At 67.4% G+C, this 24,796-nt stretch carries 12 protein-coding genes; 6 read left to right on the forward strand and 6 right to left on the reverse strand.

The annotated features are described in order from the left end of the window. Positions 1–167: 167 nt before the first annotated feature. Both E8M83_RS16175 and E8M83_RS16180 read left to right on the forward strand, forming a co-directional pair. Positions 168–1,187: a sulfate ABC transporter substrate-binding protein gene (locus E8M83_RS16175; RefSeq protein ID WP_137174341.1), complete on the forward strand. Its 1,020-nt coding sequence runs from the start codon at positions 168–170 to the stop codon at positions 1,185–1,187. 321 nt (positions 1,188–1,508) lie between these two features. Next, a complete protein-coding gene (locus E8M83_RS16180; RefSeq protein ID WP_373995054.1) occupies positions 1,509–2,432 on the forward strand; it encodes a serine hydrolase in 924 nt (307 codons plus the stop codon). Between the two features lie 63 nt (positions 2,433–2,495). Here E8M83_RS16180 and recD read toward each other — a convergent pair whose 3' ends face one another. The 4 genes from recD to E8M83_RS16200 form a co-directional block, all read right to left on the reverse strand. Further along, entirely contained in the window at positions 2,496–4,415 is a 1,920-nt protein-coding gene (gene recD, locus E8M83_RS16185; RefSeq protein ID WP_137174343.1) for an exodeoxyribonuclease V subunit alpha, read from the reverse strand. After that, positions 4,402–8,067: an exodeoxyribonuclease V subunit beta gene (gene recB / locus E8M83_RS16190; RefSeq protein WP_137174344.1), complete on the reverse strand. Its 3,666-nt coding sequence runs from the start codon at positions 8,065–8,067 to the stop codon at positions 4,402–4,404. Before recB ends, recD begins: the two co-directional genes overlap by 14 nt. Then, the gene (gene recC, locus E8M83_RS16195) at positions 8,064–11,492 is read right to left on the reverse strand and encodes an exodeoxyribonuclease V subunit gamma (RefSeq protein ID WP_137174345.1); all 3,429 of its coding nucleotides are present in this window, start codon (positions 11,490–11,492) and stop codon (positions 8,064–8,066) included. The genes recB and recC overlap by 4 nt, the downstream gene beginning before the upstream one ends. 80 nt (positions 11,493–11,572) lie before the next feature. Then, entirely contained in the window at positions 11,573–14,662 is a 3,090-nt protein-coding gene (locus E8M83_RS16200) for a CHASE domain-containing protein (protein ID WP_137174346.1), read from the reverse strand. Positions 14,663–14,706: 44 nt separating this feature from the next. Here E8M83_RS16200 and E8M83_RS16205 point away from each other — a divergent pair, with 44 nt between their 5' ends. Beyond that, the gene (locus E8M83_RS16205) at positions 14,707–16,791 is read left to right on the forward strand and encodes a prolyl oligopeptidase family protein (protein ID WP_267874229.1); all 2,085 of its coding nucleotides are present in this window, start codon (positions 14,707–14,709) and stop codon (positions 16,789–16,791) included. A 7-nt stretch (positions 16,792–16,798) separates the two neighbouring features. Here E8M83_RS16205 and E8M83_RS16210 read toward each other — a convergent pair whose 3' ends face one another. After that, on the reverse strand, positions 16,799–17,380 hold the full coding sequence (locus tag E8M83_RS16210) for an acyl-homoserine-lactone synthase (protein WP_137174348.1): 582 nt from the start codon (positions 17,378–17,380) through the stop codon (positions 16,799–16,801). Between the two features lie 186 nt (positions 17,381–17,566). Here E8M83_RS16210 and E8M83_RS16215 point away from each other — a divergent pair, with 186 nt between their 5' ends. After that, on the forward strand, positions 17,567–17,839 hold the full coding sequence (locus tag E8M83_RS16215; RefSeq protein ID WP_137174349.1) for a DNA-binding transcriptional regulator: 273 nt from the start codon (positions 17,567–17,569) through the stop codon (positions 17,837–17,839). On the opposite strand, the gene E8M83_RS16220 is transcribed toward E8M83_RS16215, so the two are convergent. Beyond that, positions 17,814–18,554 (reverse strand): LuxR family transcriptional regulator, encoded by a 741-nt coding sequence (locus E8M83_RS16220; RefSeq protein WP_229491556.1) that lies wholly within the window; start codon positions 18,552–18,554, stop codon positions 17,814–17,816. The genes E8M83_RS16215 and E8M83_RS16220 overlap by 26 nt on opposite strands. 341 nt (positions 18,555–18,895) lie before the next feature. Here E8M83_RS16220 and E8M83_RS16225 point away from each other — a divergent pair, with 341 nt between their 5' ends. After that, positions 18,896–23,809: a response regulator gene (locus E8M83_RS16225; protein ID WP_137174350.1), complete on the forward strand. Its 4,914-nt coding sequence runs from the start codon at positions 18,896–18,898 to the stop codon at positions 23,807–23,809. A gap of 7 nt (positions 23,810–23,816) precedes the next feature. Beyond that, on the forward strand, positions 23,817–24,659 hold the full coding sequence (locus E8M83_RS16230; RefSeq protein WP_137174351.1) for a chemotaxis protein: 843 nt from the start codon (positions 23,817–23,819) through the stop codon (positions 24,657–24,659). The last annotated feature ends 137 nt before the right edge of the window (positions 24,660–24,796 follow it).

Consider the following 24,796-nt stretch of genomic DNA (forward strand, 5'->3'; position numbering starts at 1 on the left):
ACAGGGCATCGCACGGCCTCGACTATACACCGAAAGGTAGAGACCCTGCTGGCGACACGGTCAAACGCGTTCCGCTTATAAAGATATGACGAAACTATCGTTCCGTTTGCGGCATGGATTAGGGAACATGCACTCTGTCACTACAACTTTCGAAGCGAGAAAAAACAATGCGCGACACCACCCCGAACACGCTACGCCGCTCCCTCCTGGCACTGGTCCTCGCCGCCGGCGGTGCGCTGCCGCTGCACGCGAGCGCGGCCGATGCCGAATTGCTGAACGTGTCCTACGACGTGGCGCGCGAGCTGTATAAAGAGGTCAACCCGGCCTTCATCGCCTCGTATAAACAGCAGACCGGCCAGACCCTGACCATCAAGCAGTCGCACGGCGGCTCGAGCAAGCAGGCGCGCGCCGTGGCCGATGGCCTCGAGGCATCCGTGGTGACCATGAACCAGGCCAATGACATCGACTTGCTGGTCGACCGTGGCCTGGTGGCCAAGGATTGGGCCAAGAAATTCCCGAACAACGCCACCCCGTACTACTCGACCATGGTGTTCCTGGTACGCAAGGGTAATCCGAAGCAGGTGCGCGACTGGGCCGACCTGGCGCGTCCGGGCGTGGCCAGCATCATCCCGAATCCCAAGACCTCGGGCAATGGCCGCTACACCTACCTGGCGGCCTGGGGTGCGGTGATCAAGAAAGGCGGCACCGAAGCGCAGGCGCGCGACCTGGTCGGCAAGATCTTCAAGAACGTGCCGATCCTGGACGGCGGCGGCCGCGCGGCCACCACCACCTTTACCCAGCGCCAGATTGGCGACGTGCTGGTGACCTTCGAAAACGAAGTGAGCATGGTACGCCAGGAATTCGGCAACGATTTCGAAGTCATCTACCCGAGCAGCTCGATCCTGGCCGAGTCGCCGGTGGCCGTGGTCGACAAGGTCGTCGATCGCCTCAAGGTACGCCAGCCGGCCACCGCCTACCTGAACTTCCTGTACTCGCCGGCCGGCCAGGAAATCGGCGCCAAGCACTTCATGCGTGTGCGTTCGGAATCAGTCATGAAGAAATACGCTGCCAACTACAAGCCCGTCAGCCTGTTCACCGTGGACGAGGTATTCGGCGGCTGGACCGCGGCCCAGAAACGCCACTTCAACGATGGCGGCGAGTTCGACAAGATCTACCAGGCCAAGTAAGCCGGCCCGATGCATCGAGACAGCCCTGCCGCGTGCAGGGCTGTTTTGCATGAGTTGCATAGAAATTGATCACTCGACATTTCTATGTGACATGGGTTGTTAATTTTATTCACTCAAGTCGTCACATTTCCGTCAAAAAATGGCTTCCCATAGGGGAATTTGCTCGTGCGCCATAGACATGCAGCTGGGATGGATGATATTGTCCTTACTCTAGTTGCTCTAGAGATAGATGTTGATCTTGCGCCGCCAGGCGCCCCGACGTTCAACCTCAACCCAGATTCCAGACAAAGAATGATCAAGAAACTGTTAGCAACGGTCCTGATGACTATTTCGGCTGCGGCATTCGCCGTGCCGTTTGGGTCGCAGTCGGTGCTCGTCGTCGAAGATGAGACCGGAAAGATCCTGCTCGAAAAAAACGCCGATACCGTGATGCCGATCGCATCGCTCACCAAGCTCATGACCGCAATGGTCGTGCTCGATGCCAAGCTCGACATGGACGAGCAGATCGAGATCGACCGGGAAGACGTCGATCGCGTCAAGTTCAGCAGTTCGCGGGTGCCGGTCGGCGCCAGCATCTCGCGCCGCGACGTACTGCACCTGGCCCTGATGTCTTCGGACAACCGCGCCGCCGCCGCCCTCGCCCGCACCTTCCCGGGCGGCAAGGAGGGCTTCAAGGCCGCCGTGCGCCGCAAGATCCGTGCGCTGGGCATGACCCAGACCGAGATCGAAGAGCCGACCGGCCTGTCGCCGCACAACCGCTCGAATGCCGCCGACCTGGTCAAGATGGCGTCCGCCTCGAGCGGCTATCCCGAGATCGTGCGCATGACCACCGAGACCAAGGAAATCATCGACATCAACGGCCGCGGCGTCGAATACCGCAACACCAACCGCCTGGTCGGCGCCAAGGGCTGGGACGTGGGCCTGTCCAAGACAGGCTTCACCAACGAAGCCGGCCGCTGCCTGATCATGAACATCACCGCCGCCGGCAAGAAGGCGACGCTGGTGCTGCTCAATGCCAGCGCCTCGTCGGCGCGCGTGATGGACGCGCTCAATATCCGCCGCTTCATCACGGGCGACGAGCCGGTGAGCCGGGTGGCGCGCGCCGCCAGCGGCGGCCCGCGCATCAAGGCCAGCGCCGGCGGCTCGAAAGCCAAGGCGCGCGCCAAGTCGAAGTCTTCCAAGGCCAAGGCCACCAAGAAGCGCACCACCGCCAAGGTCAAGACCGCGCGCAAGCGCCGCGACTGATCCGCGACGGTGCACCATGACAAAGGGGCCGCGAGGCCCCTTTGTCATGGCGTGCGGCGCACCCTACGCCACCAGCGCCCGCAAGCCGCTGGTACGGTGCGTGCGGCTGGCGATCGCGTCGCGCAGCACGTCGCCGCTCGGCGTCACCAGCGTGAACTCATTGCTGGCGCGCGTGATGCCGGTGTAGACCAGCTCGCGCGTGAGAACGGCGCTGGCCTCGCGCGGCAGCGCCAGCACCGTGTGTCGGAACTCCGAGCCCTGCGATTTATGCACCGTCATCGCGAACGCCGTCTCCACATTGCGCAGGCGCGTCGCCAGTACGCTGCGCACCGTGTCGCCTTCCAGGAAGTACACCCGCTGGGCGCCCGGGCGCGCGGGGTCGGCCAGGGTCACGCCGATGTCGCCGTTGAACACGCCGGTCGAGTAGTCGTTGCGGGTGACCATCACCGGGCGGCCGACATACCATTCGGCGCCGCGGCGCAGCAGGCCGCCGGCCTCCAGGCGCTTCTCGATCGCTTCGTTCAGCCCCGACACGCCCCATTCCCCGTCGCGCACCGCGCACAGGATGCGGAAGGTCTCGAAGGACTGCAGCACCTGGCGGATCCAGGCGTCATCGCCCCCCTTCCCCTGTTGCAGCAGTTCGAGATAGGGGGCGTAGCCGGTCCAGGCCAGTTTCAGCAACTGGGCCTGCTGGGCGTGCTCGATCCAGCGCACGCTGTCGCCGGCGCGCAGCACTTCCTCGGCGCGCGCCGTCTCGCCGGCGTTGACCGCCAGCGCCAATTGGCCGATCGGGCCGCCGAAGCGGCGGCTGTGGCGCAGCATCACGGTCTGCTGGGCCAGCGCCCCGCCCTCGCCCGCATACTGGGCGGGGATCGCCTCGCCGCTGGCCTGATCCACATAGCGGATCGTGTCTTCGTCATAGTTGCCGGACTGGGCGTCGTGGCACAGGTCGCCCAGCACCGCACCCGCCTCCACCGACGCCAATTGATCCTTGTCGCCCAGCAGGATCAGGGTCGCCTCGGGCGGTAGCGCCTCGAGCAGGCTGGCCATCATTTCCAGGTGCACCATCGAAGCTTCGTCGACGATCAGGACGTCGACATCGAGCTGGTTGCCGCGGTGGTGGGCGAAGGCGCGGGTATCGGGCCGCGCGCCGAGCAGGCTGTGCAAGGTACGCGCGGCGCCCATGCGGCCGGTCAGCGTACGCAGCGGCAGCTCGTCGCCGACGCGGTCGGCCAGTTCGCCCAGCGCCTTGTCGATCGACTGCTTCAGGCGCGCGGCGGCCTTGCCGGTCGGCGCGGCCAGCGCCACGCGCTTGCGATCGGCGTCGGGCGCGGTCGCGAACAACAGCGCCAGCAGGCGCGCCACGGTATACGTCTTGCCGGTGCCGGGGCCGCCGGTGATGATCGCAACCTTGCCACGCACGGCCACCGCGCAGGCCAGCTTCTGCCAGTCCGGACGCGCGACGTCGGGAGACGCCACGAACAACTTGTCGAGCCAGGCGCGCACCAGGGCCGTGTCGACCGGATGGGTAGACTCGGCGCGCTCGCGCACGGCGGCCGCGACCTGGGTCTCGTCGCGCCAGTAGCGGCGCAAGTACAGGCGCTCGCCATCGAGCACCAGCGGCTGGTCGTGGTCGAATTGCCCGCGTACCCAGACCTGCTCGCAGCGCGCCAGCAGCGTGCTCCAGCCGGCCACGCCCTTGGGCAGCGGCGCGGCGGTGGCCGCCAGCTGCGCCCATTGCTCGTCGCTCCAGCCCAGCAACTCGGCCGGCCCAGCGGCCAGGTCAGCCAGCTGCACGCAGCTGTGGCCATGGCCTTCGAGCTCGGACAGGATGGCCGCCGCCAGCACCAGCGGTGGCGGCGCGCCGCCCAGTTGCGCGATGAAGCGCGCGAACGCGCTCGACAGGCGGCGCAGTTCGCCCGCATCGGTCAGCTTGCCGATCTCGCGCCACAGGGCGTCGATGTCGGATTCAGTCTTGCCCATGGTGTTCCTTGTCCAGCAATCGTTCCAGTCCATCCAGCAGTTCGAGGTCGGGCGCCAGCATGCAGCAGCCGCGCGTGTCCTCATTGGCGATCCCGCGCAGGAACATGAAGATCGCCCCCCCCAGCTGGTACTCGGGCTCGTAGGCCGCGCCCAGGCGCGCGCGCAGCAGGCGGTGCAGTGCCAGCAGGTAGATGCTGCCCTGGATCTCGTAGCGGTGCTCGGCCATGCCGGCTTCCATCGCCGGCTGGCTGTAGGCCGCGTCGCCCGTCCCCAGCGCATTGGTCTTGTAGTCGAGCACCCAGTAGCGCCCCTCGTGTTCGAACACCAGGTCGGCAAAGCCCTTGAGCATGCCGTGCAGCGCGCGCTCTGGCAGGACCGGACGCTCGATGCCGTTCAACAGGTGGGCGCGGCACAGCGCATCGAGGTCTTCCAGGTCGAGGCGTTCGCTCGGGAACCAGAATTCCATCTCGGGCAGCACGCCGCGCAGGTCGCGCAGGGAAGCGCCGAGCGGCGGCAGTGGCGTGTCGACGATCGCGCGCAGCCAGGCCAGTGCGTCGTCCAGCCTGTTTCCCCAGCCCGCGCGTTCGATGCGCTGCCGCAGGCGTGTCTCGCAACCCGGCTGGTCGAGGCAGTCGAAACCCTCGCGCGCCAGCCACTCGAGCTGCTCGTGCATGAAGTTGCCGGGCACCGAACCGCGCGGGAAGCGGTGCCACGCCACGTCCTCGATGCGCGGCGGCGTGTGCACCTGCGGCGCCTCTTCGAGCAGGGTCTGTTCCTGGGCCCGCATCGGCGTCGGCGCCGCCACCGCATGCCGGGTCAGCGAAGTGAACGAGCCGACCGACCAGTCGCGCTCGAAATCGGCGCGGTACACCGGCGCCTCGAGCAGCTCGGGCCGGGCATCGTGGCGCGCCAGCATGGTGACGCCCTCGTCCGGTTCGAGCTCGCGTAGCGCGATGCCCTGCACCGTGCCCGCCACGTCCTCGAAGCGCGCGCGCAGGTCGCCCGCCGCAATCGCGTCGCCGCCGGCCAGCAGGTAGCCGAGCGCAGACTCGTGCAGCCGGTTCTCGCCCTTGCGCGCGCCAGCCACCGCCGCCGCGCCCAGCCACAGGAAGTGGCGCGCCCGGGTCAGCGCCACATACAGCAGGCGCAGGTCTTCCTCGATGCGCGCGCGGTCGACCGCGGCCAAGGCCTCGTCGGACAGGGCCAGGTCGAGGTGGCGCTTGCCGGCGTCGTCGACGTAGTCGAAGAAGGCACGGTTGCGGCGGCTGGTCGCGCGCGCGGTCACCGCGAACGGCAGGTAGACCAGCGGATACTCCAGGCCCTTCGACTTGTGCACCGTCACCACCTTGACCAGCTCGGCGTCGCTTTCCAGGCGCAGCACGCGCTCGTCGCCGCCGGCGCCCAGGCCCTCGATCTGCTCGGCGAACCAGCGGATCAGGGCCTGCTCGCCCTCGAGCTGGGCGCTGGCTTCCTGCAGCAGTTCGGCCAGGTGCAGCAGGTTGGTCAGGCGCCGTTCGCCGCCCGGCTCGGCCAGCAGGCGCGCCGGCAGCCCGAGTTCATGGATGAAGGTGCGCAGCATCGCCAGCACGCCGCGGCGCTGCCAGGCGACGTGCAGGGCTTTCAGTTGTTCCACCCGCTGTTCCCAGGCCAGCTCGTCGCTCGAGAGCCGGGCCAGCTCGCCGATCGCCAGGCCGGCGGTGCGGGTCGCGAAGGCGGCGCGCGCCAGGGCCCCATCGAGCGGATTGGCGACCGCATGCAGCCAGCGCAGCACGTCGGCCGCCTCTTCGCTCTCGACCACCGAATCCTTGTCGGACAGGTAGACGCTGGCCACCTTGCGCCGCACCAGCGCCTGGCGCACGGCGGCCGCCTCGCGCCGGTCGCGCACCAGGATCGCGATATCGGCCGGCATCAGGCGCCGGAAACTGCCGTCTTCGTCGTCCCGGAAACCCACCCGCTCGTCGTTCAGCAGGCGCACGATGTGCTCGGCGCAGTGGTGGGCGAAGAACTCGCGGTAGTCGTCGGCCTTCAGGTCGTCGCGGCAGGTGGTGCATACCGACAGCGCCTCGATCTCGCCGCCTCCTTCGACACCGACCAGCCGCTTGCTGTGGCCGCGCGCCTTGACCGCCTCGAACGGCAAGGGATTGTCTTGGCCGCGCTTGAAACGGAATGCCGCCGCCGCATGGCCGGTCTTGCCGTCGCCGCCTTCGGCGTGCAGGAACAGCGCATTGACCGCGCCCACCAGCGCCCCCGTTGAACGGTAGTTGGTGTCGAGCTGGTAATGGCGGCCGGCGGTGGCGCAGCGCGCGTCCAGGTAGCTCTGGATGTCGGCGCCGCGAAAGCCATAGATCGACTGCTTGGGGTCGCCAATCAGGAACAGGCCCTGGCCGGGGTCGTTGGCCTCGACCCGGTACAGCAGGTCGAAGATGCGGTACTGGTCGCGCGACGTGTCCTGGAATTCGTCGACCATGGCCAGCGGATACTGCTGCACGATGCGTTCGCGCAGCGCCGCGCCGTTCTCGCCTTCGAGCGCGAGCTTCAGGCGCTCGAGCATGTCGGCAAAGCCGAACTGGCGGTTGCGGCGCTTGAGCTCCTGCATGCGCGCACCGATGTGGGCGGCGGCGTGGCGCAGCAGCGCATGGGCGATCGGATCGATCGCGGCCAGGGCTTGCTGCAAGTCGGCGGTGCCGTCGAAACAGGCCGGCACTGCGGCGCTGAAGTCCTTGCTGAATGCATCGGCGATGCCGTCGGGGGTCAGGCGGCGCCAGGCGGTGTCGTTCAGCTCCGGCATGTGCAGTGCCGGGTCGACGGCCCAGGCACGCAGCGCCTCGAACCACTTGCGCAGCGAATCGGCGCGCATCTTGTTGCCGTTGAAGCATTTGGGCGCGCGCTCGCGATGGCCGGCGATCCAGCGCTCCATCTCGTCGGCGCGTTCGCTCCAGCCCTGTTTCAGGCGCCCCAGTTCGGCACGCTGCTCTTGCGACAGCCGCGCGATCAAGGCGCCCAGCGGCGCGCGCTCGACCTCGCCCAGCAGCGCTGCGCGGTGCACCAGGTCCTGCACGCTGCGCTTGAGCGCATCGACGTCGCTCCAGGTGTCCAGCACCGCCGCCAGGCTGTCGGCGCCGAGCGGATAGACATGCTGGCGCCAGTAGTCGTGGGCGGCGTCCTCGAACAGCATGCGCTCGTCGCTCACCAGTTCTTCGTCGAACAGGCTGCCGCTATCGAAGGCGTGCTCGCGCAGCATGCGCTGGCACCAGGCGTCGATGGTGAAGATCGCCGCCTCGTCCATGGTTTCGGCGGCCAGCATCAGGCGGTGGGCGGCGACGCTGCGTTCGCTGCCTGGCGCATAGGCCTCGGCCAGCTGCTCCAGGTAGGGGTCTTCGGCCTCGGACTCGCCGCGGAAGTAGGCGGCCGCCTGCACCAGCCGCTCGCGCACGCGGTTCGACAGTTCGCGGGTGGCGGCGCGGGTGAAGGTCATCACCAGGATCTCGGACGGCAGCAGCGGCCGCATGAAACCGTCGTCGCCACCGTGGCCGAGCACCAGGCGCACATACAGCGCGGCGATGGTCCAGGTCTTGCCGGTGCCGGCCGACGCTTCGATCAGGCGCGATCCATGCAGCGGGAACCGGAGCGCGTCGAGTTGATTACTGCTCATTGTTGCAACTCCTGCAAGGGCTTGATCGTGACGGCGCCATTCATCCAGCGCGCCAGCGGTCCATACAATTCTTCGGCAAGGTCGGGCCAACCGCCGGCGGCGCGCAGCGCCGCGAAATCGGGCCACAGGCGCGCCAGGCACAGGTCGTCGACTTCGCCGCTCATCTCGAAGCCGCCGTCGTAGGTCGCGCGCGGATCGGCTTCGGCCAGGTGGGCCAGCGAGGTGCGGCAGGCCACCGGCAGCGGCGCGTCCAGGTTGGCCCGCCACAGGCGCGCCAGGTCGTGCAGCGCCTGCAGCGATTCTTCCTGGCCGAGAGGCGCCATCTCGAGCACCGCGTCGCGCGCGACCAGGTAGCCGGCGACCGGATGGCCGGCCGCGGCGCTGGCCAGTTGGCGCAGCCAGGGGGCGATCAGCTTGTCGCCGCGTGGGCGGCCTTCGCGGTCCAGCACCTTCGAGGACAGCTGCATCAGCCAGGCCGACGCTTCGCCATTGCTGCGCAGGCGGTCGATCCAGTCGTCGAGCCGAATCTCGTCGCGGTCTGGGCCCAGCGCCAGGTCGAGGCCGAGCGCCTGCTTGGGCGCGGACTCGGGGAAGCGCGCCCGCAGGCGCAGCCACTCGGTGCGCACCGGCGCCAGGCTCTCGACCAGCTGCTCCTGCCACATGCGGCCCATCAGGCCGATCGGCAGCACGCCCTCGCGCGCCAGCCGTCCGGCGCGCGTGGCCAGCGCAGCGCGCACCTCGTGCAGCGCTTCCGGCTCGCCGCTGTCGTCCAGCAGGTGATCCTCGATCTGGTAGCGTTCAAGCGCATCGAGCGCGAACGGCTCCTCGTCTTCGCCCACCTGGGCGGCGTCGGCGAACACCACACCCAGGCGCCGGCGGAAGAAATAACGCGCCGGCTGGCGCAGGAAGCTGGCCAGTTCGCCCAGCTTGAGCACGAAATCCGGCTCCAGCTCGTAAGCCGGCAAGGTGTCGCCCGCCTCCAGCTGCTGCGCGCCGTGGGCCGAGCGCCATTCGCCGGCATAGGTCAGCAGGCCGCCCTGCTGGAAGTAAACGCGGCTGAAAGGCTGCAGCGCGTGTTCGACCGTCAGGTGCCCGAGGTCGAGCTTCCAGCCATCGGCCAGGTAGTCGCGCAGCTGCGACACCAGCACCGACGGCGGTTGTTCGCTGTTGTCGCGCACATTGCGCCCGACCCAGCTCACATAGAACTTGTCGCGCGCCGCCAGCAGGGCCTCGAGCATCAGGTAGCGGTCGTCGTCGCGGCGCGAGCGGTCGCCGGGCCGCGCCATGCCGGGCAAGGCCAGCAGGTCGAAGTCGGACTGGCGCGCGCGGCGCGGGAAGTCGCCATCGTTCATGCCGAGCAGGCACACCACGCGGAACGGCACCGCGCGCATCGGCATCAGGGTGCAGAAGGTCACGCCGCCGGAGACGAACTGGTGATTCAGGGTCGGCTGGTCGAGTTCATTCAGCCAGGCTTCGCGCAGCACCGCCAACGGTACCGGCTCGTCGAAGCCGGCCGCGTCGCAGGTCTCGAGCCAGCATTGCAGGCCCTCGCCCAGGTTCGACAGGGTCAGGCGGTCGGCCTCGTCGCTGGCGGCGTAGAAGCAGGACAGCATCTCGCGCGCGGCCTCGCCCCAGGCGGCCGGGGTGCGCGGCGTGTCGAGCTGCGCGCGCCAGGTCAGCAGGCAATCGACCAGCTGGGCCAGCGCGCCGGCCAGCGCCGCATCGAGCCCGCCGACTTCGGCATACGGCTCGATGTCGGCAAAGCTGGCGCCGGCACCGCTGGCGTAGCCGAGCAACATGCGCCGCACGCCGAAGATCCAGGCATTCTGCTCGCCCGCCATGCCCAGCCCCAGGCCGGCGCGGTGGTCGTGATCGAGGCCCCAGCGCACGCCGGCGCCTTCGATCCAGCGGCCGAGGATGGCCAGGTCTTCGTCGCCCAGGCCGAAGCGGCGCGCCACGGCCGGCACGTCCAGCAGGTCGCGCACCTCGCTCTGGCGGCAGCGCTGCTGCGGCAGGCGCAGCAGCCATTCGAGCGAGACCAGCAGCGGATTGACGCTGCGGTCGCGCACGTCGCCGATCTCGAACGGGATGCGGCGCTGGTCCTTGCCGCGGTGCTGGTCGAACACGGCGTGGATCGCCGGCGAGAAGGTGTCGATGTCGGGCACCATCACCACCACGTCGCGCGGACGCAGGCTCGGGTCCCCGGCGAACCACGACAGCAACTGGTCGTGCAACACCTCGACTTCGCGCTGCACGCTGTGCGTCACGTGGAACTCGATCGAGCGGTCATCCGGCATCGGCGGCACCTTCGGATGCTCGGACAGTGGCAGCAGGTCGCGCACCGCGGCCTGGACCTGGCCCAGCAGGGTCGCGCCATCGTCATCGCCGAACAGGTCGACCTTCAGTGGTGTAGTAGCACCTTCGGCGTGGTCCTGGTTGTCGAATTCATCCAGCATGCGCACGAAGTCGCGGCCCTGGCGGCCCCAGCTCGCCAGCAACGGATGGCTGTGGGCGTGCAGTTCCTCGAGCGGGTAGGCGCCGAGGTCGATGCCATTGCGCTGCGGCTGGCGGCGGCGCGCGGCCTTGAGCAGGTCGCGGCCGTCGATGATGTCGCCCCAGTAGAACTGGCACGGGTTCGGCACCGCGAACAGTACCTGGGTATGGCGCGCCAGCGCGGCGATCGCCTGCAGGGTCTGGTAAGGCAGGGTCGACATCCCGAACAGCACCACCCGCCGCGGCAGGCGGCTGGCGGGCGTCGCGCCGGCCTCGATCGCATCCAGGAACTGCTGGTGGATGGTGGCGCGCCCGCTGGCGCGCTGCGCCGGGTCGAGGCTCTCGTGCACCGCGCGCCACAGGCAGGCTTGCCAGCGCTGCTCGGGCGCCAGCGGCACCGCTTCATTGCCCAATGAGCCCGCGGCGCGACGCAACTGGTCGCGACCGGCGGCCCAGTCGGCCAGCCAGTCGGCGCGGTAGACCTGGTACTGGTCGTACAGGTCGGCCACGCGCTCGGCCAGTTGCAGGCGGCGCTCGGCGTCGCCGTCGGCCAGGAAGCGCGCCAGCGGCTCGTAGCCATCTTCTTGCAGCAGGGTCGGCAACAGGCGCATCAGGCGCCAGGTCAATGGGTCCTTGTCGAACGGCGCGCGGGTGGGCACCCGTTCGCGCCCCAGCATGCCGCGGTAGGCTTCCCACATGAAGCGCGCCGGCAGCGCCACGCGGGTGGCGGCGCATACGCCGAGTTCTTCGGCCAGCGCGATCTTGAGCCATTCGGCCACGCCATTCGATTGCACCAGGAAGATCTCTTCTTCGAGGGGGCCGAGCGGGTGCTTGCCCAGCCAGTCGAACACGGCGCTGCGCAGCAGCTCCATCTGGTTACCGTGGAGGATGAGGAGGCCGGGAGTGATCGTGGCGGGGGTGATCGGAGGCATGCGTGTGGCTCGAACAGTCGGGCCAACAGAATACCCCGTTTGGTGCGCCGGCGGTAGGGCCGAAACGACTTATTTCGCCCTCAGCGCGCCTCGCCGTCGCGGCAGCCGAACTGGGTCGACACTTCGCGTTCAATGCGGATCAACAATGCGCGCAGGCGCGCCGCCAGCGCCCGGGCCTGGGCGGTGCCGGCGGCGCCCAGGCGCAGCTCGCGCCTCGGCTGCGCTTCCAGGTCTTCGCAGATGGCGCCGAAGCTGGCGGCGCCGATCGCGCGCGCCGCCGACTTGAGCTGGTGCGCCAGGCTCGCCGTGTGCGTCAGGTCGCCGCCGGCCAGCGCGGCATCGATGCCGGCCAGGTTCTCGCGCGCGGTGTCGAGGAACAGGAAGGCATATCTACGCATGCGCTCCGGGTCGCCGCCTGCCGTATCGGCCAGGCTGGACAGGTCGAGCACCTCGCCGTGCAGCGCCTGGCTCGCGGACGCTCCCGCCAGCGACGCCGCCAGCGCATCGGCCGGCGAACGCGCCGTGCGCCCGATCGCGACATCGGGCACCGGCGCCGTGGTGCGCCCCAGGCAGCGCGCAATGGTGGCGGCCAGCAGTTCGGGCACCACCGGCTTGGCGAGGAATTCGTTCATGCCGGCGGCCAGGCAGCGCGCGCGGTCGTCGACCCCGGCATTGGCCGTCATCGCCACCACCAGGGTGTCGCGCAGTGCGGGATCGCTGCGGATGCGGCGGGTCGCCTCCAGCCCATCCATCACCGGCATCTGCACGTCCATCAGCACGCAGTCGAAGCCGCGCCGCCCCATCGCCGCCAAGGCTTCCTCGCCATTGTTCGCGACGTCCACCGTCGCACCGGACAGCTCCAGCAGCTCGCGCGCGACCTGCTGGTTGAAGGCATTGTCCTCGACCAGCAGCACCGCGCAGCCATCCAGCCGTGCTCCAGCCGGCGCCGGCGCGGCGCCCAGGCCGGCGCCTTGCACCGCGCCGGAGCGCCCGCCGGCGGCGTCGTCCAGCGCCAGCCGCGCCGTAAACCAGAAGGTGCTGCCGACGCCGGGCGTGCTGCGCACCCCGACCTCGCCGCCCATCAGTTCGGCCAGCTGGCGGCTGATGGCCAGGCCCAGGCCGGTGCCGCCGTGGCGCCGCGTGGCCGACTGGTCGGCCTGCTGGAACGGCGTGAACAGGTGGGGCTGGTCCTGTTCGTCGATGCCGATGCCGCGGTCCTCGACCTCGAAGCGCACCAGCACCTCGGGACCGAAGGCATGCGCCAGGCGGGCGCGCATCGTGATCCGGCCGCGTTCGGAGAACTTGACCGCATTGCTGGCGAAGTTGAGCAGCACCTGCTCCAGCCGCAGCGAATCGCCGCACAGGGGGCGCATCAGCGCTGGATCGATCTCGATGTCGAAGCCCAGTCCCTTGGCCGCGGCCGCGGTCCCGAGCTGGGCCTCGACATTGCGCATCAGGGCGTCGAGCATGAAGCACACCCGCGACAGTTCGAGCATGCCGGCCTCGATCTTGGAAAAGTCGAGGATGTCGTTGATGATGCCCAGCAGGTGCTGGCCCGAGTGATAGATCTTTTCCAGGTAGTCGCGCTGGCGCGGATCGGGCGCGGCCTGCAGCGCCAGGTGGGTCATGCCGATGATGCTGTTCATTGGCGTGCGGATCTCGTGGCTCATGTTCGACAAGAAGTCGCTCTTGGCCTTGCTGGCCGCATCGGCGCGCGCCTTGAGGCGGTGCAGCTCGCTGACGTCGGTCGCCACGCACAGCACCGCCGGCTCTTCGTCGACCTGCATCGGCACCCGCACCGTCCACAGCTGGCGTGGCGCGGCGCCCGGGCTCGATTGCCCGACCTGGGCGCTGCTGCGCCGCCCTTCGTGCAGCACGGCGCGGTCGAGCTCCCAGGCGGCATCGGCCTGGGCGCGCTCGATCACGTCGACATCGCGGCTGCCGATCAGCTCCGCGGCCGGACGCCCGATGCTGGAGGCGCCCTTGGCATTGAGATAGCGGATGCGGCGCCCGGCGTCCTTCAGGTAGACCTCGGCGTCCAGGTTGTCGAGCACCGTGTCGAGCAGCAGGCGCTGTTCGTCGGCGGCGCGCCGCGAGCGGTACTGGGCCAGGAACAAGCCGTACACCAGCAGGGTGCCGAGGAAACCGGCGACGAGCGCCCCCATCGGCAGCCAGGGGTCGGTCCCGGCCAGCATCGCCGCCTTGGGCACCGCGAAATGCACTTTCCAGGGGCTGCCGGCGAAATCCACGTCCAGCACCGTCGTAAAATTATGCTGCGGGTCGTGCGGCGTGGAGCGCGCGTCGGGGCCATGCAGGAGGATGCCGGCGCCATACACGCTGACCGAACGCGGGATCCAGTCGTAGCCGCCCACGGCTTGCTCGACCAGCTCGTGCACCGCGAAGGCGATGCCGAAGGAGCCGAGGTAGGCGGCGCGCCGCTCCTCGATCCCGAGCGGCAGCACGCCGCCGCGATAGACCGGCATGCGCATGCCGAGGACATAGTGGGGAAACGGCCCGTTCACCAGGATCGGCTGGCCCGAAGCGCTGATGCCGCCGCTGTCGCGCGCCTGCTCGAGCGCGCGGGCCACGGCCGGCCTGGCCGCCATGTCGAAGCCGAGGCGGCGGCTGGGCTGGTCGACCGGGTACTGGTAGGCGATCACTTCGTACCAGGGCCGGCGCCCGGCCGGGAACACCGTAAAGTCGGGATAGCCGCGCACGTCCACGCTGCGGTCGGCGCGCATGGTGGCGATGAATTCGTCGCGCTCCCCTTCCCTGACATGAGCGGCATAGGTCAAGCCTTCGATCGCCGGATAGTTGGCCGGCAGGTCGAGCGCCGCCACGTAGCGGTGGAAGGCGGCGCGGTCGGGCACGCGCTCGCCGCCGCCGGCCGCGTGCAGCGCCGCCAGCGCCCGCACCGCGCGCCCGTAGGAAACCAGGGCGCCGTCGAGCCGCTCGCGCGTGCCCTCGGCCAGGTGTTCGAAGCGGCCGCGGGCATCGTCTTCGATGGCGGCGCTCACCACCGCATGCAACAGCAGGCCGATTGCCAGCGACAGCGCGATGCCGCCGCCCCACAACACGAACGGCCGCCCAAGGCGCGCCGCGGCGGCATCGATGGCGCCCGCTCCTGGCAAGTTGTCTGGCAAATTGGCTGGCAAAAACGCTCGCTTCATGCTTCCCCTGGCCGGCGATGCCTGCCCCGCAAAATTGTTAGTATATCGGCGCGCCGCGCCGGCGTGATACTGATGAGGTAAGCATGCAACACGAAAGCCGCGACGAACACGACGATCCCTGGCTGTGGCTGGAAGCGGTCGACGGCGAACCGGCCCGCGCCTGGGTCCACGCGCGCAATGCCGCGACCGAGGCCGAGCTGGAAAGCGACCCGCGCTTCGCGCCGCTGCGCGAGCGCCTGAAGGGCATCCTCGATTCGAGCGACAAGATTCCCTACGTCGGCGTGCACGGCGGATGGTGCTACAACTTCTGGCGCGACGCCATCCACGTGCGCGGCATGTGGCGCCGCACCACCCTGGACGAATACCGCAAGCCGGCGCCAGCCTGGGAAACGGTGCTCGACCTCGATGCGCTGGCGCGCGCCGAGAACGAGAACTGGGTCTGGGCCGGCGTGTCCTGGCTCGAGCCGCAGGCCGATCGCTGCCTGGTGTCGCTGTCGCGCGGCGGCGGAGACGCCCGCGTGGTGCGCGAATTCGACCTTGCTACCCTCGCCTTCGTGCCCGACGGTTTCAGCTTGCCCGAAGCGAAGAGCGACGTGTCGTGGATCGACCGCGACACCCTGTTCGTCGGCACCGACTTCGGTCCGGGCAGCCTGGGCGAATCGGGCTACCCGCGCATCGTCAAGGAGTGGAAGCGCGGCGCGCCGCTGGCGGCGGCCACCACCGTGTACGAGGCGGCTCCTGGCGATATGGCGGCCTCCGGTTACCAGGACAACAGTCCCGGCTGGGAACGCGCCTTCGTGCTGCGCCAGATCGATTTCTATACGAGCGAACTGTTCTGGCGCCGCGGGAACCAACTGCAGAGGATCGACAAGCCGCTCGACGCCAATGCCTTCGCCCTGCGCGACCAGCTCATCGTCGAGCTGCGTTCGGACTGGACCATCGATGGCGTCACCTATCCGCAAGGCGCGCTGCTGGCGACCGGCTTCGACGATTTCCTGGCCGGCAGGCGTGCTGTCGAGGTGCTGTTCGCGCCCACCCCGACCACCTCGCTGGACGGCGTGGCGGCAACCAGGACCAGCCTGCTGCTGACGGTGCTCGACAACGTCAAGAACCGGATCACCGAATTGCGGCGCGATGGCAAGCGCTGGATCCGGCGCGAAGTCGCCGTCCCCGGCATAGGTTCGCTGGGCGTGTCGGCCCTCGACTCGGACAACTCGGACGACTACTTCCTGACGGTGACCGACTTCCTGCATCCGACCACCCTGTACCTGATGCGCGCCGGCAGCGACGAGCGCGAACCGCTCAAGGCAATGCCGGCCTTCTTCGAGTCCGCGCCCTACGACGTGGCCCAGCACACGGCAACGTCGGGCGACGGCACGCCCGTGCCCTACTTCGTCGTCACCGGCAAGGGTGCAAACAACGCCCCCGCGCCGGCCCTGCTGTACGGCTACGGCGGCTTCGAAGTCTCGCTCAAGCCCTTCTACAGCGGCATGACCGGCGCCGCCTGGCTCGAACAAGGTGGCGCCTATGTGCTGGCCAATATCCGCGGCGGCGGCGAGTTCGGCCCGCGCTGGCACCAGGCCGCCCTGCGCCAGCACCGCCAGCGCGCCTTCGACGACTTCTACGCGGTGGCGCAAGACCTGGTCGGGCGCGGCCTCACCACGCCGCAGCAGCTGGGCATCATGGGGGGCAGCAATGGCGGCCTGCTGGTGGGCGCGGCGCTGACCCAGCGCCCCGAGCTGTTCGGCGCCGTGGTGTGCCAGGTGCCGCTGCTCGACATGCAGCGCTACCACCTGCTGCTGGCCGGCGCTTCGTGGATGGGAGAGTATGGCGACCCGGACCAGCCCGAGGAATGGACCTGGCTTGCGCGCTATTCGCCCTACCACAATGTGCGGCCGGGCCAGCGCTACCCGCGCGTGCTGTTTACCAGCTCGACCCGCGACGATCGCGTCCACCCGGCGCATGCGCGCAAGATGGCGGCGCGCATGCTGGACCAGGGACACGACGTGCTGTACTGGGAAAACACCGAGGGCGGCCATGCCGGCGCCGCGGACAACGCGCAGATCGCGCGCATGCAGGCGCTGACCTATACCTTCCTGCTGCGAACGTTGGGCGCGCACTCGGCGTAGCGCCCCGTCAGGACGCCAACCGGCGGGCGAACAGCGCTTCCCAGGTCGGCTCGATCTCGACGTAGAGCGCGACCGCGGTCTCGATCCCGACCGCCTGCGGCGCGCCGATGCGGGTGGTGACCACGCCGGCCCGGCGCAGCATGCGCTCGATCGCGGTGGTGGTGACGGTCACGTAGCGCGACAGGCCGCGCTCGTGGGCGTGGCGGATGATGGCCTCGATCGATTCCATCGTCATCTCCGAGAAGCCGTAGCTGCCGGCGCCCTCGGTCTCGATCGCGAAGCGCGACAGCTCCCAGATATGCGGGTCGCTTGGGGCTTCCTGGCCGTCGAGCAGTTGGGGGAAGGAGTCCTTGAGCATATACGGTCCTTCGGTTGGCAGCAGGCGCCAGCAGCCGCGCAGGGTCTCGCCGTCGCGCATCAGCATATAGCGCGGCTCGAGGGCGTCATAGCCGTCGATCTCCATGCCGGACAGCACCGGCACTTCCCATCCCAGCCGCCCGCGAAACACTTTCGCGCGCAGGGTATGCATTTCCCACAGCTCTTTCGATGCGAATGCGCGACGTGGCGCGATCCTGATTTGCATGCTCATTGCCAACCCCCTCCTCGTTGAGAAAATCGGTGCAAGAAATATGCACTACGCATGGAAGAGTCATGCAACTTGGGTAACTTGGGTACTATCAGCATTGATAGGTGGCGAGCAATATCGGCAGTGCAATACTTTTGGAAACGACGCATTGTTCCAACTTGTTGCTCCATCACCCCGAAAGGATTCACCATGGCAAACGATCTGATGTGCGAAGCGCTGGCCGCCGAACTGCAGGCCAACCAGCTGGTCCACGCCGCCGGCGCCGCCCGCCTGGCCCCGCACGAACTGCGCCGGCTGCGCATCACCAAGCGCGAAAGCCAGGAAAAATTCTGGGGCCGCTTCGGCGTGACCCAATCCAGTGGCAGCCGCTTCGAGACCGGTCTCGCGATCCCTGCCCCGGTGTCAATCCTGTTGCGCATGTACATGAATGGCAAGCTCAGCGATGGTGATCTTCAGGGGTGATCAGCCCCAGGGCGATGGCCTTGACCACCGCCTGCTGGCGAGTGTTGACGTCGAATTTTTGACGCACATTCGCCAGGTGAAAGTTCACGGTCGCTTCGGAGCAATTCGTGATGCGGGCAATCTCCCATGACGACTTGCCCGCCATCACCCACTGCAATACTTCCAGCTCGCGCCGCGTCAGGCGCGGCGCCTCATCCAGCCGCACCTCCTCGCCGCGAAAGCGGCTGGAAGAAGCGAAGGCATAGTCCCGCACCAGCGACAGCATCGGCAGCACCTCGTTCATGGCGCGCTCGGCGGCGGCATCGGGCCGCGCATCGGAAGCGAAGCTGATCACCCCGAATTCGCCTTGCGGCCCGTGGATCGGCAGGGTCGCGCCGCTGCGGATGCCGTGGGCGCTGGCTTCTTCGTAGAGCCCGGCCTGCCGCGGGCTGGAGGCGAAGGTGCCGGGCTGCCACACGATCGGCATCGTGCTCGCCATGCAGTGCGAGACGGTGGGGTCGACGTAGGCGAAACCATTGCGATCATAGCGATCGCGCCAGTTCTCGGCGTAATTACTGCGCAAGAAGGCCGACTCGAAGCGGGTATGGCGCGAATTGACGACGCCGAACAGCACGTTGTCGAAACCCAGCCCCCGCGCAATGGTGAACAGCGACGCGCTCCAGTGGGAGGCGTCCTTGGCCTGCATCAGCTCAAGTAATAAGGCGGTGTCGATCATGGGGGCAGATGTTGATGTAACCCCGCTATGCTAGATGGTTCACCCCGTTCACAAATTCACAGAAATTAACAATCCTATGGTTTGCTTCTATTTATTTTGCATGTAGCAGTGCATAAACAACAACTAACTGCAATCGTGCGCCCGTTTTAGAGGGAATCCGCTACCCTCCGCCGAATTACCTGTAATAAATTTCAGATTTGCAAGTATTTGCTAGCCCAGATATCGCGCTGCGCACCTTGACTTAGATCTATAGAGCGGTATCGTGCTATGTATAAAAACGACACTATCGCCCGGTACAGGCCGGCCGATACAGACTTCCCTTCAGGACAAGGATCCAGGCGATGAACACCATGACCGATATGGGCGAACAGTTGGACGTCAAGCTGCTGCTCACCACATTGATGGCCTTGAAAAAAGGCGATTTCTCGGTACGCATGCCTGACGACTGGACCGGCGTGTCCGGCAAGATCGCCGACACCCTGAACGACATCATCGAGACCAAACAGAAGATGGTGGAGACGGTGACGGAAGTCTCCCGGGTCGTGGGCCGCGAGGGCCACCTGACCCAGCGCGCCGACCTGCCGGGCGTGGTCGGCGGCTGGAGCACCATGATCAGCTCGGTCAATACCCTGATCGACGACCTGGTGCGCCCCACGACCGAGATGGCGCGCGTGATCGGCGCCGTGGCCAAGGGCGATCTGTCCCAGACCATGGCCCTCGAAGTCGACGGCCATCCGCTCAAGGGCCAGTACCTGCGCGCGGCGATGACCGCCAACACCATGGTGGAGCAGCTGTCCTCGTTCTCGTCCGAAGTCACGCGCGTGGCGCGCGAGGTCGGCACCGAAGGTAAACTCGGCGGCCAGGCGCAAGTCAAGGGCGTGGCCGGCACCTGGAAGGACTTGACCGACTCGGTCAACTCGATGGCCGGCAACCTGACCTCGCAGGTCCGTAATATCGCCGAGGTGACCACCGCGGTGGCCAACGGCGACCTGTCCAAGAAGATCACGGTCGACGTGCGCGGCGAGATCCTGCAATTGAAGGACACCATCAACGTGATGGTCGACCAGCTGCGCTCCTTTGCGTCGGAAGTCACGCGGGTGGCGCGCGAGGTCGGCACCGAGGGCAGGCTCGGCGGCCAGGCGTATGTGCCCGGCGTGGCCGGCACCTGGAAGGACTTGACCGACAACGTCAATTTCATGGCGTCCAACCTGACCGGCCAGGTGAGGAATATCGCGGCGGTGACGACCGCGGTGGCGAACGGCGACCTGTCCAAGAAGATCACGGTCGACGTGAAAGGCGAGATTCTCGAACTGAAGAACACCATCAACGTGATGGTCGACCAGCTGTCGTCGTTCGCCTCGGAGGTGACGCGGGTGGCGCGCGAGGTCGGCACCGAAGGCAAGCTCGGCGGCCAGGCGATGGTGAAAGGCGTGGCCGGCACCTGGAAGGACTTGACCGACTCGGTCAACTCGATGGCGGGCAACCTGACTGGCCAGGTGCGTAACATCGCGGACGTGACGACCGCGGTGGCGAACGGAGATTTGTCCAAGAAGATCACGGTCGACGTGAAAGGTGAAATCCTCGAGCTGAAGAACACCATCAACGTGATGGTCGACCAGCTGAACTCCTTCGCGTCCGAAGTGACGCGGGTGGCGCGCGAGGTCGGCACCGAGGGCAAGCTCGGCGGCCAGGCGAACGTGCCGGGCGTGGCCGGCACCTGGAAGGACTTGACCGACGGCGTGAACTCGATGGCGGGCAACCTGACCGCCCAGGTACGTAATATCGCGGAGGTGACCACCGCGGTGGCCAACGGCGACCTGTCCAAGAAGATCACGGTCGACGTGAAGGGCGAGATCCTTGAACTGAAGAACACCATCAACGTGATGGTCGACCAGCTGTCGTCGTTCGCGTCCGAAGTGACGCGGGTGGCGCGCGAGGTCGGCACCGAGGGCAAGCTTGGCGGCCAGGCCTATGTGCCGGGCGTGGGCGGCACCTGGAAGGACTTGACCGATAACGTCAACTTCATGGCCTCGAACCTGACCGGCCAGGTGCGCAATATCGCGGCGGTGACCACCGCCGTGGCGCGCGGCGACCTGTCCAAGAAGATCACGGTGGACGTCAAGGGCGAGATTCTCGAACTGAAGGATACCATCAACGTGATGGTGGACCAGCTGTCGTCGTTTGCGTCCGAAGTGACCCGGGTGGCGCGCGAGGTCGGCACCGAAGGCAAATTGGGCGGCCAGGCGAACGTCTCGGGCGTGGCCGGTACCTGGAAGGACTTGACGGAAAACGTCAACCAGCTGGCAGCCAACCTCACCAACCAGATGCGTGCGATCGGTGAAGTGGCGACGGCGGTGACCCGCGGCGACCTGTCGCGTTCCATTCAAGTGGAGGCACGCGGCGAGGTCTCCTACCTGAAGGACAATATCAACGAGATGATCCGCAACCTGAAGGAAACGACGCAGAAGAACGCGCAGCAGGATTGGCTCAAGACCAACCTGGCGCGCTTCACGCGCCTGCTGCAGGGCCAGCGCGACCTGCAGGCGGTGACCAAGCTCATCCTGTCGGAACTGGCGCCGCTGGTCTCGGCCCACCACGGCGTGTTCTACATGATGGACTCGCAAGAGATCGATGCGCGCCTGCGCATGATCGCCAGCTACGGCTACCGCTCGAGCCGCAAGCTGCCGACTTCCTTCTTGCCGGGCGAAGGCCTGGTGGGCCAGTGCGCGCTGGAGAAGACCCGCATCTGGCTTACCGACGTGCCGCGCGACTATATCGTGGTGTCGTCGGGCCTGGGCTCGGCGCCGCCGAACAATATCGTGGTGCTGCCGATCCTGTTCGAGCAGCAGGTCAAGGCCGTCATCGAGATTGCCTCGCTCGACCGCTTCACCGAAACCCACCTGTCGTTCATGGACCAGCTGATGGAGTCGATCGGCGTGGTCTTGAACACGATCGAGGCCAATAGCCGCACCGAGTCGCTCCTGACGCAGTCGCAGTCGCTGGCGCAAGAGCTGCAGCAAACCAACCAGGAACTGGCCGAGAAGGCGCGCCTGCTGTCCGAGCAGAATATCGAGGTCGAGCGCAAGAACCGCGAGGTCGAGCAGGCCAAGCTGGCGCTGGAAGAAAAGGCGACCCAGCTGGCGCTGTCGTCGAAATACAAATCCGAATTCCTGGCCAATATGTCGCACGAACTGCGCACGCCATTGAATTCGCTGCTGATCCTGGCCCAGCAACTGTCCGACAACCCGGAAGGCAACCTGTCGGGCAAGCAGGTCGAATTCGCCAAGACCATCTACGGCTCGGGCTCGGACTTGCTCACCCTGATCAACGACATCCTCGACCTGTCGAAGATCGAGTCGGGCACCGTCACGCTGGACGTGTCGGAATACCGCTTCTCAAACCTGCGCAACTACGTCGACCGCACCTTCAGGCACATGGCCGAGGCCAAGCACCTGGGCTTCCAGGTCGACCTGGCCGAGAACCTGCCGACGGCGGTGATGACCGATACCACGCGCCTGCAGCAGGTGCTCAAGAACCTGCTGTCGAATGCCTTCAAGTTCACCAGCCACGGCCAGGTGTCGCTGGGCATCAGCCTGGTGACCAGCGGCTGGACCTCCGACCATCCGAACCTGGAGCATGCCGACGCGGTGCTGGCGTTCTCGGTCTACGACACCGGCGTGGGCATCCCGGCCGACAAGCTGCAACTGATCTTCGAAGCCTTCCAGCAGGCCGACGGCTCGACCGCCCGCAAATACGGCGGCACCGGCCTGGGCCTGTCGATCTCGCGCGAACTGGCGCGTCTGCTGGGCGGCGAAATCCGGGTCGAGTCGACCGTCAATGTCGGTTCGGTGTTCACGCTGTACCTGCCCTACAACCGCGCAGGCTTCATCAACTACGAACAGGCGCGCCAACCGCAGCCGGCACGCCTGGCGCCGCCCTTGAACCTCCCCGCCCCGCTGGTGCCGGTGCTGCAGGAGAATAGCGAAGTCTCGACCCTCGACCTGACGTCGGACCTGCTCGATCCGAGCGGCGCCGTGGTCGAGTATGCGAGCGTGCTGGACGACCGCGGCCTGGTGACGCCGGGCGACCCTTCGGTGCTGATCGTCGAGGACGATGAGCGCTTTGCGAAGGTAGTGCTCGAATTCGCGCGGGAGAAGAACTTCAAGGCGATTGTCACCCACCGCGGCGATTCGGCGCTGTCGCTGGCGCGCGACTACCTGCCGTCGGCCATCCTGCTCGACATCGACCTGCCCGACATCGACGGCTTCACGGTGCTCGACCGCTTGAAGCGCGACCCGAGCACGCGCCATATCCCGGTGCATGTCATGTCGTCGCTGCGCGAACGCGAGCGCGCGCTGCGCCAGGGCGCGATCTCGTACATCAACAAGCCGGTCGAGCGCGACGCGCTGAAAGAAGAATTCAAGCGCATCCAGAAATTCCTGATGGGCGGCAAGCGCAGCCTGCTGGTGGTCGAGGACGATCCGGCCCAGCGCGAGTCGATCGTCTCGCTGATCGGCAATAACGACATCCATATCGTCACGGTCGACCATGGCGCCGCCGCGCTCGAGGCCCTGCAATCGTCGCATTTCGACTGCATGGTGCTGGACCTGACCCTGCCCGACATTTCCGGCTTCGACTTGCTCGACCAGATCGGCCGCAACGAGCGCCTGCGCGACCTGCCGATCGTGATCTATACGGCCCAGGAACTCAATCGCAAGGAAGTGACAAAGCTCAAGCGCTATGCCAAGACGATCGTGATCAAGGATGCGCGCTCGCCCGAGCGCCTGGTGGACGAGACCGCGTTGTTCCTTCACCGCTCGCAGGCCAGCCTGCCCGAGACGCAACGGCGCATGCTGGAAGAGATCCACGCCCTCGATTCGGGCCTGGCCGGGCGCAAGGTGCTGATCGTCGACGACGACCTGCGTAACATCTTCGCCCTCTCGACCCTGCTGGAACGCCAGCAGATGCAGGTGCTGTTCGCCGAGAATGGCCGCGACGGCATCGAGGTGCTGGAAAAGGATCCCGGCATCGAGATCGTCCTGATGGACATCATGATGCCCGAGATGGACGGCTACGACACGATGCGGGCGATCCGCCGCATCCCCAAATTCCGTTCGCTGCCGATCATCACCCTGACCGCGAAGGCAATGAAGGGCGACCGCGACAAATGCATCGCGGCTGGCGCCTCGGACTACATCACCAAGCCGGTCGACGTGGCGCAGCTGCTGTCGATGATGCGGGTCTGGCTGCACTGAGGCCGCGGTGAATGCCTTGACGGGATTGCCGGTCGATACCGGCCTGGCGGAGCTCGAGATCGAGCTGCTGCTCGAAGCGCTGTACCAGCGCTTCGGCTTCGACTACCGCAGCCACGAGCGCGCCATCCTGCGGCGCCGGCTGCAGGGGCTGGCGCGCCGGCGCGCGCTGCCGAACCTGTCGCGCCTGCAGGAGCAGGTGCTGCATGCGCCCGGCGCCGCGCTCGAGGTGGTACGCGCGCTGGCAGTGCCGCCGGCTGCCCTGTTCGACCGTCCCGACTGGGTGCGGCGCCAGCGCAGGGCACTGGCCGATAGCCTGCGGCCGACGGCGCTACCCAAGGTCTGGCTGCCGGAAGCAGCCGGCGTGGGCGAGGCCTGGACCCTGGCGGTGCTGCTGGCCGAAGAAAAGCTGTATGGACGCACCGAGGTATTCGCGACCCTGGCCAGCGACGAATTGCTGTTCGAGGCCCGCGAAGCCACGCTGCCGGCGGCCCATCTGCTTGACGCCCAGTGCGGCTACGAGGCGAGTGGCGGCACCGGGCGCCTGGCCGACTACTTCGAGGTCAGCGATGGCCGCGCGCGCCTGCTGCCGCGGCTGCTCGAGCGCATCACCTGGCTGCAGTACTGCCTGGTGACCGACGGCTCGTTCAATGAATTCCACGCGATCGTCTGCTGCCGCGCCCTGCCCGACTTCGGGCCAGTGCTGCGCCAGCGCGTGCTGCGGCTGTTCCGGGACAGCCTGGCCCTGTTCGGGGTGCTGGGGATCGACCGCGAACTGGTGGTGGGAGATGCGGCGGCGGGCGATTACCAGCCCTTGTTCGAGGATGGGGCCTGGTACAAGCGGGTGCGGTGACCGCGACTGGCGCGCCGACGCTATATCGCCGTAGGGTTGGCGGCTACGCCGCCGACGCGGTGATGGTTGGCAGCGAGATCATCCGGCACGACATCGGCGCCGATAGCGATCGACGCGTCGGCGGCGGAGCCGCCAAC

The organism is Massilia sp. HP4 (assembly GCF_005222695.1).
Lineage (GTDB): Bacteria > Pseudomonadota > Gammaproteobacteria > Burkholderiales > Burkholderiaceae_D > Telluria.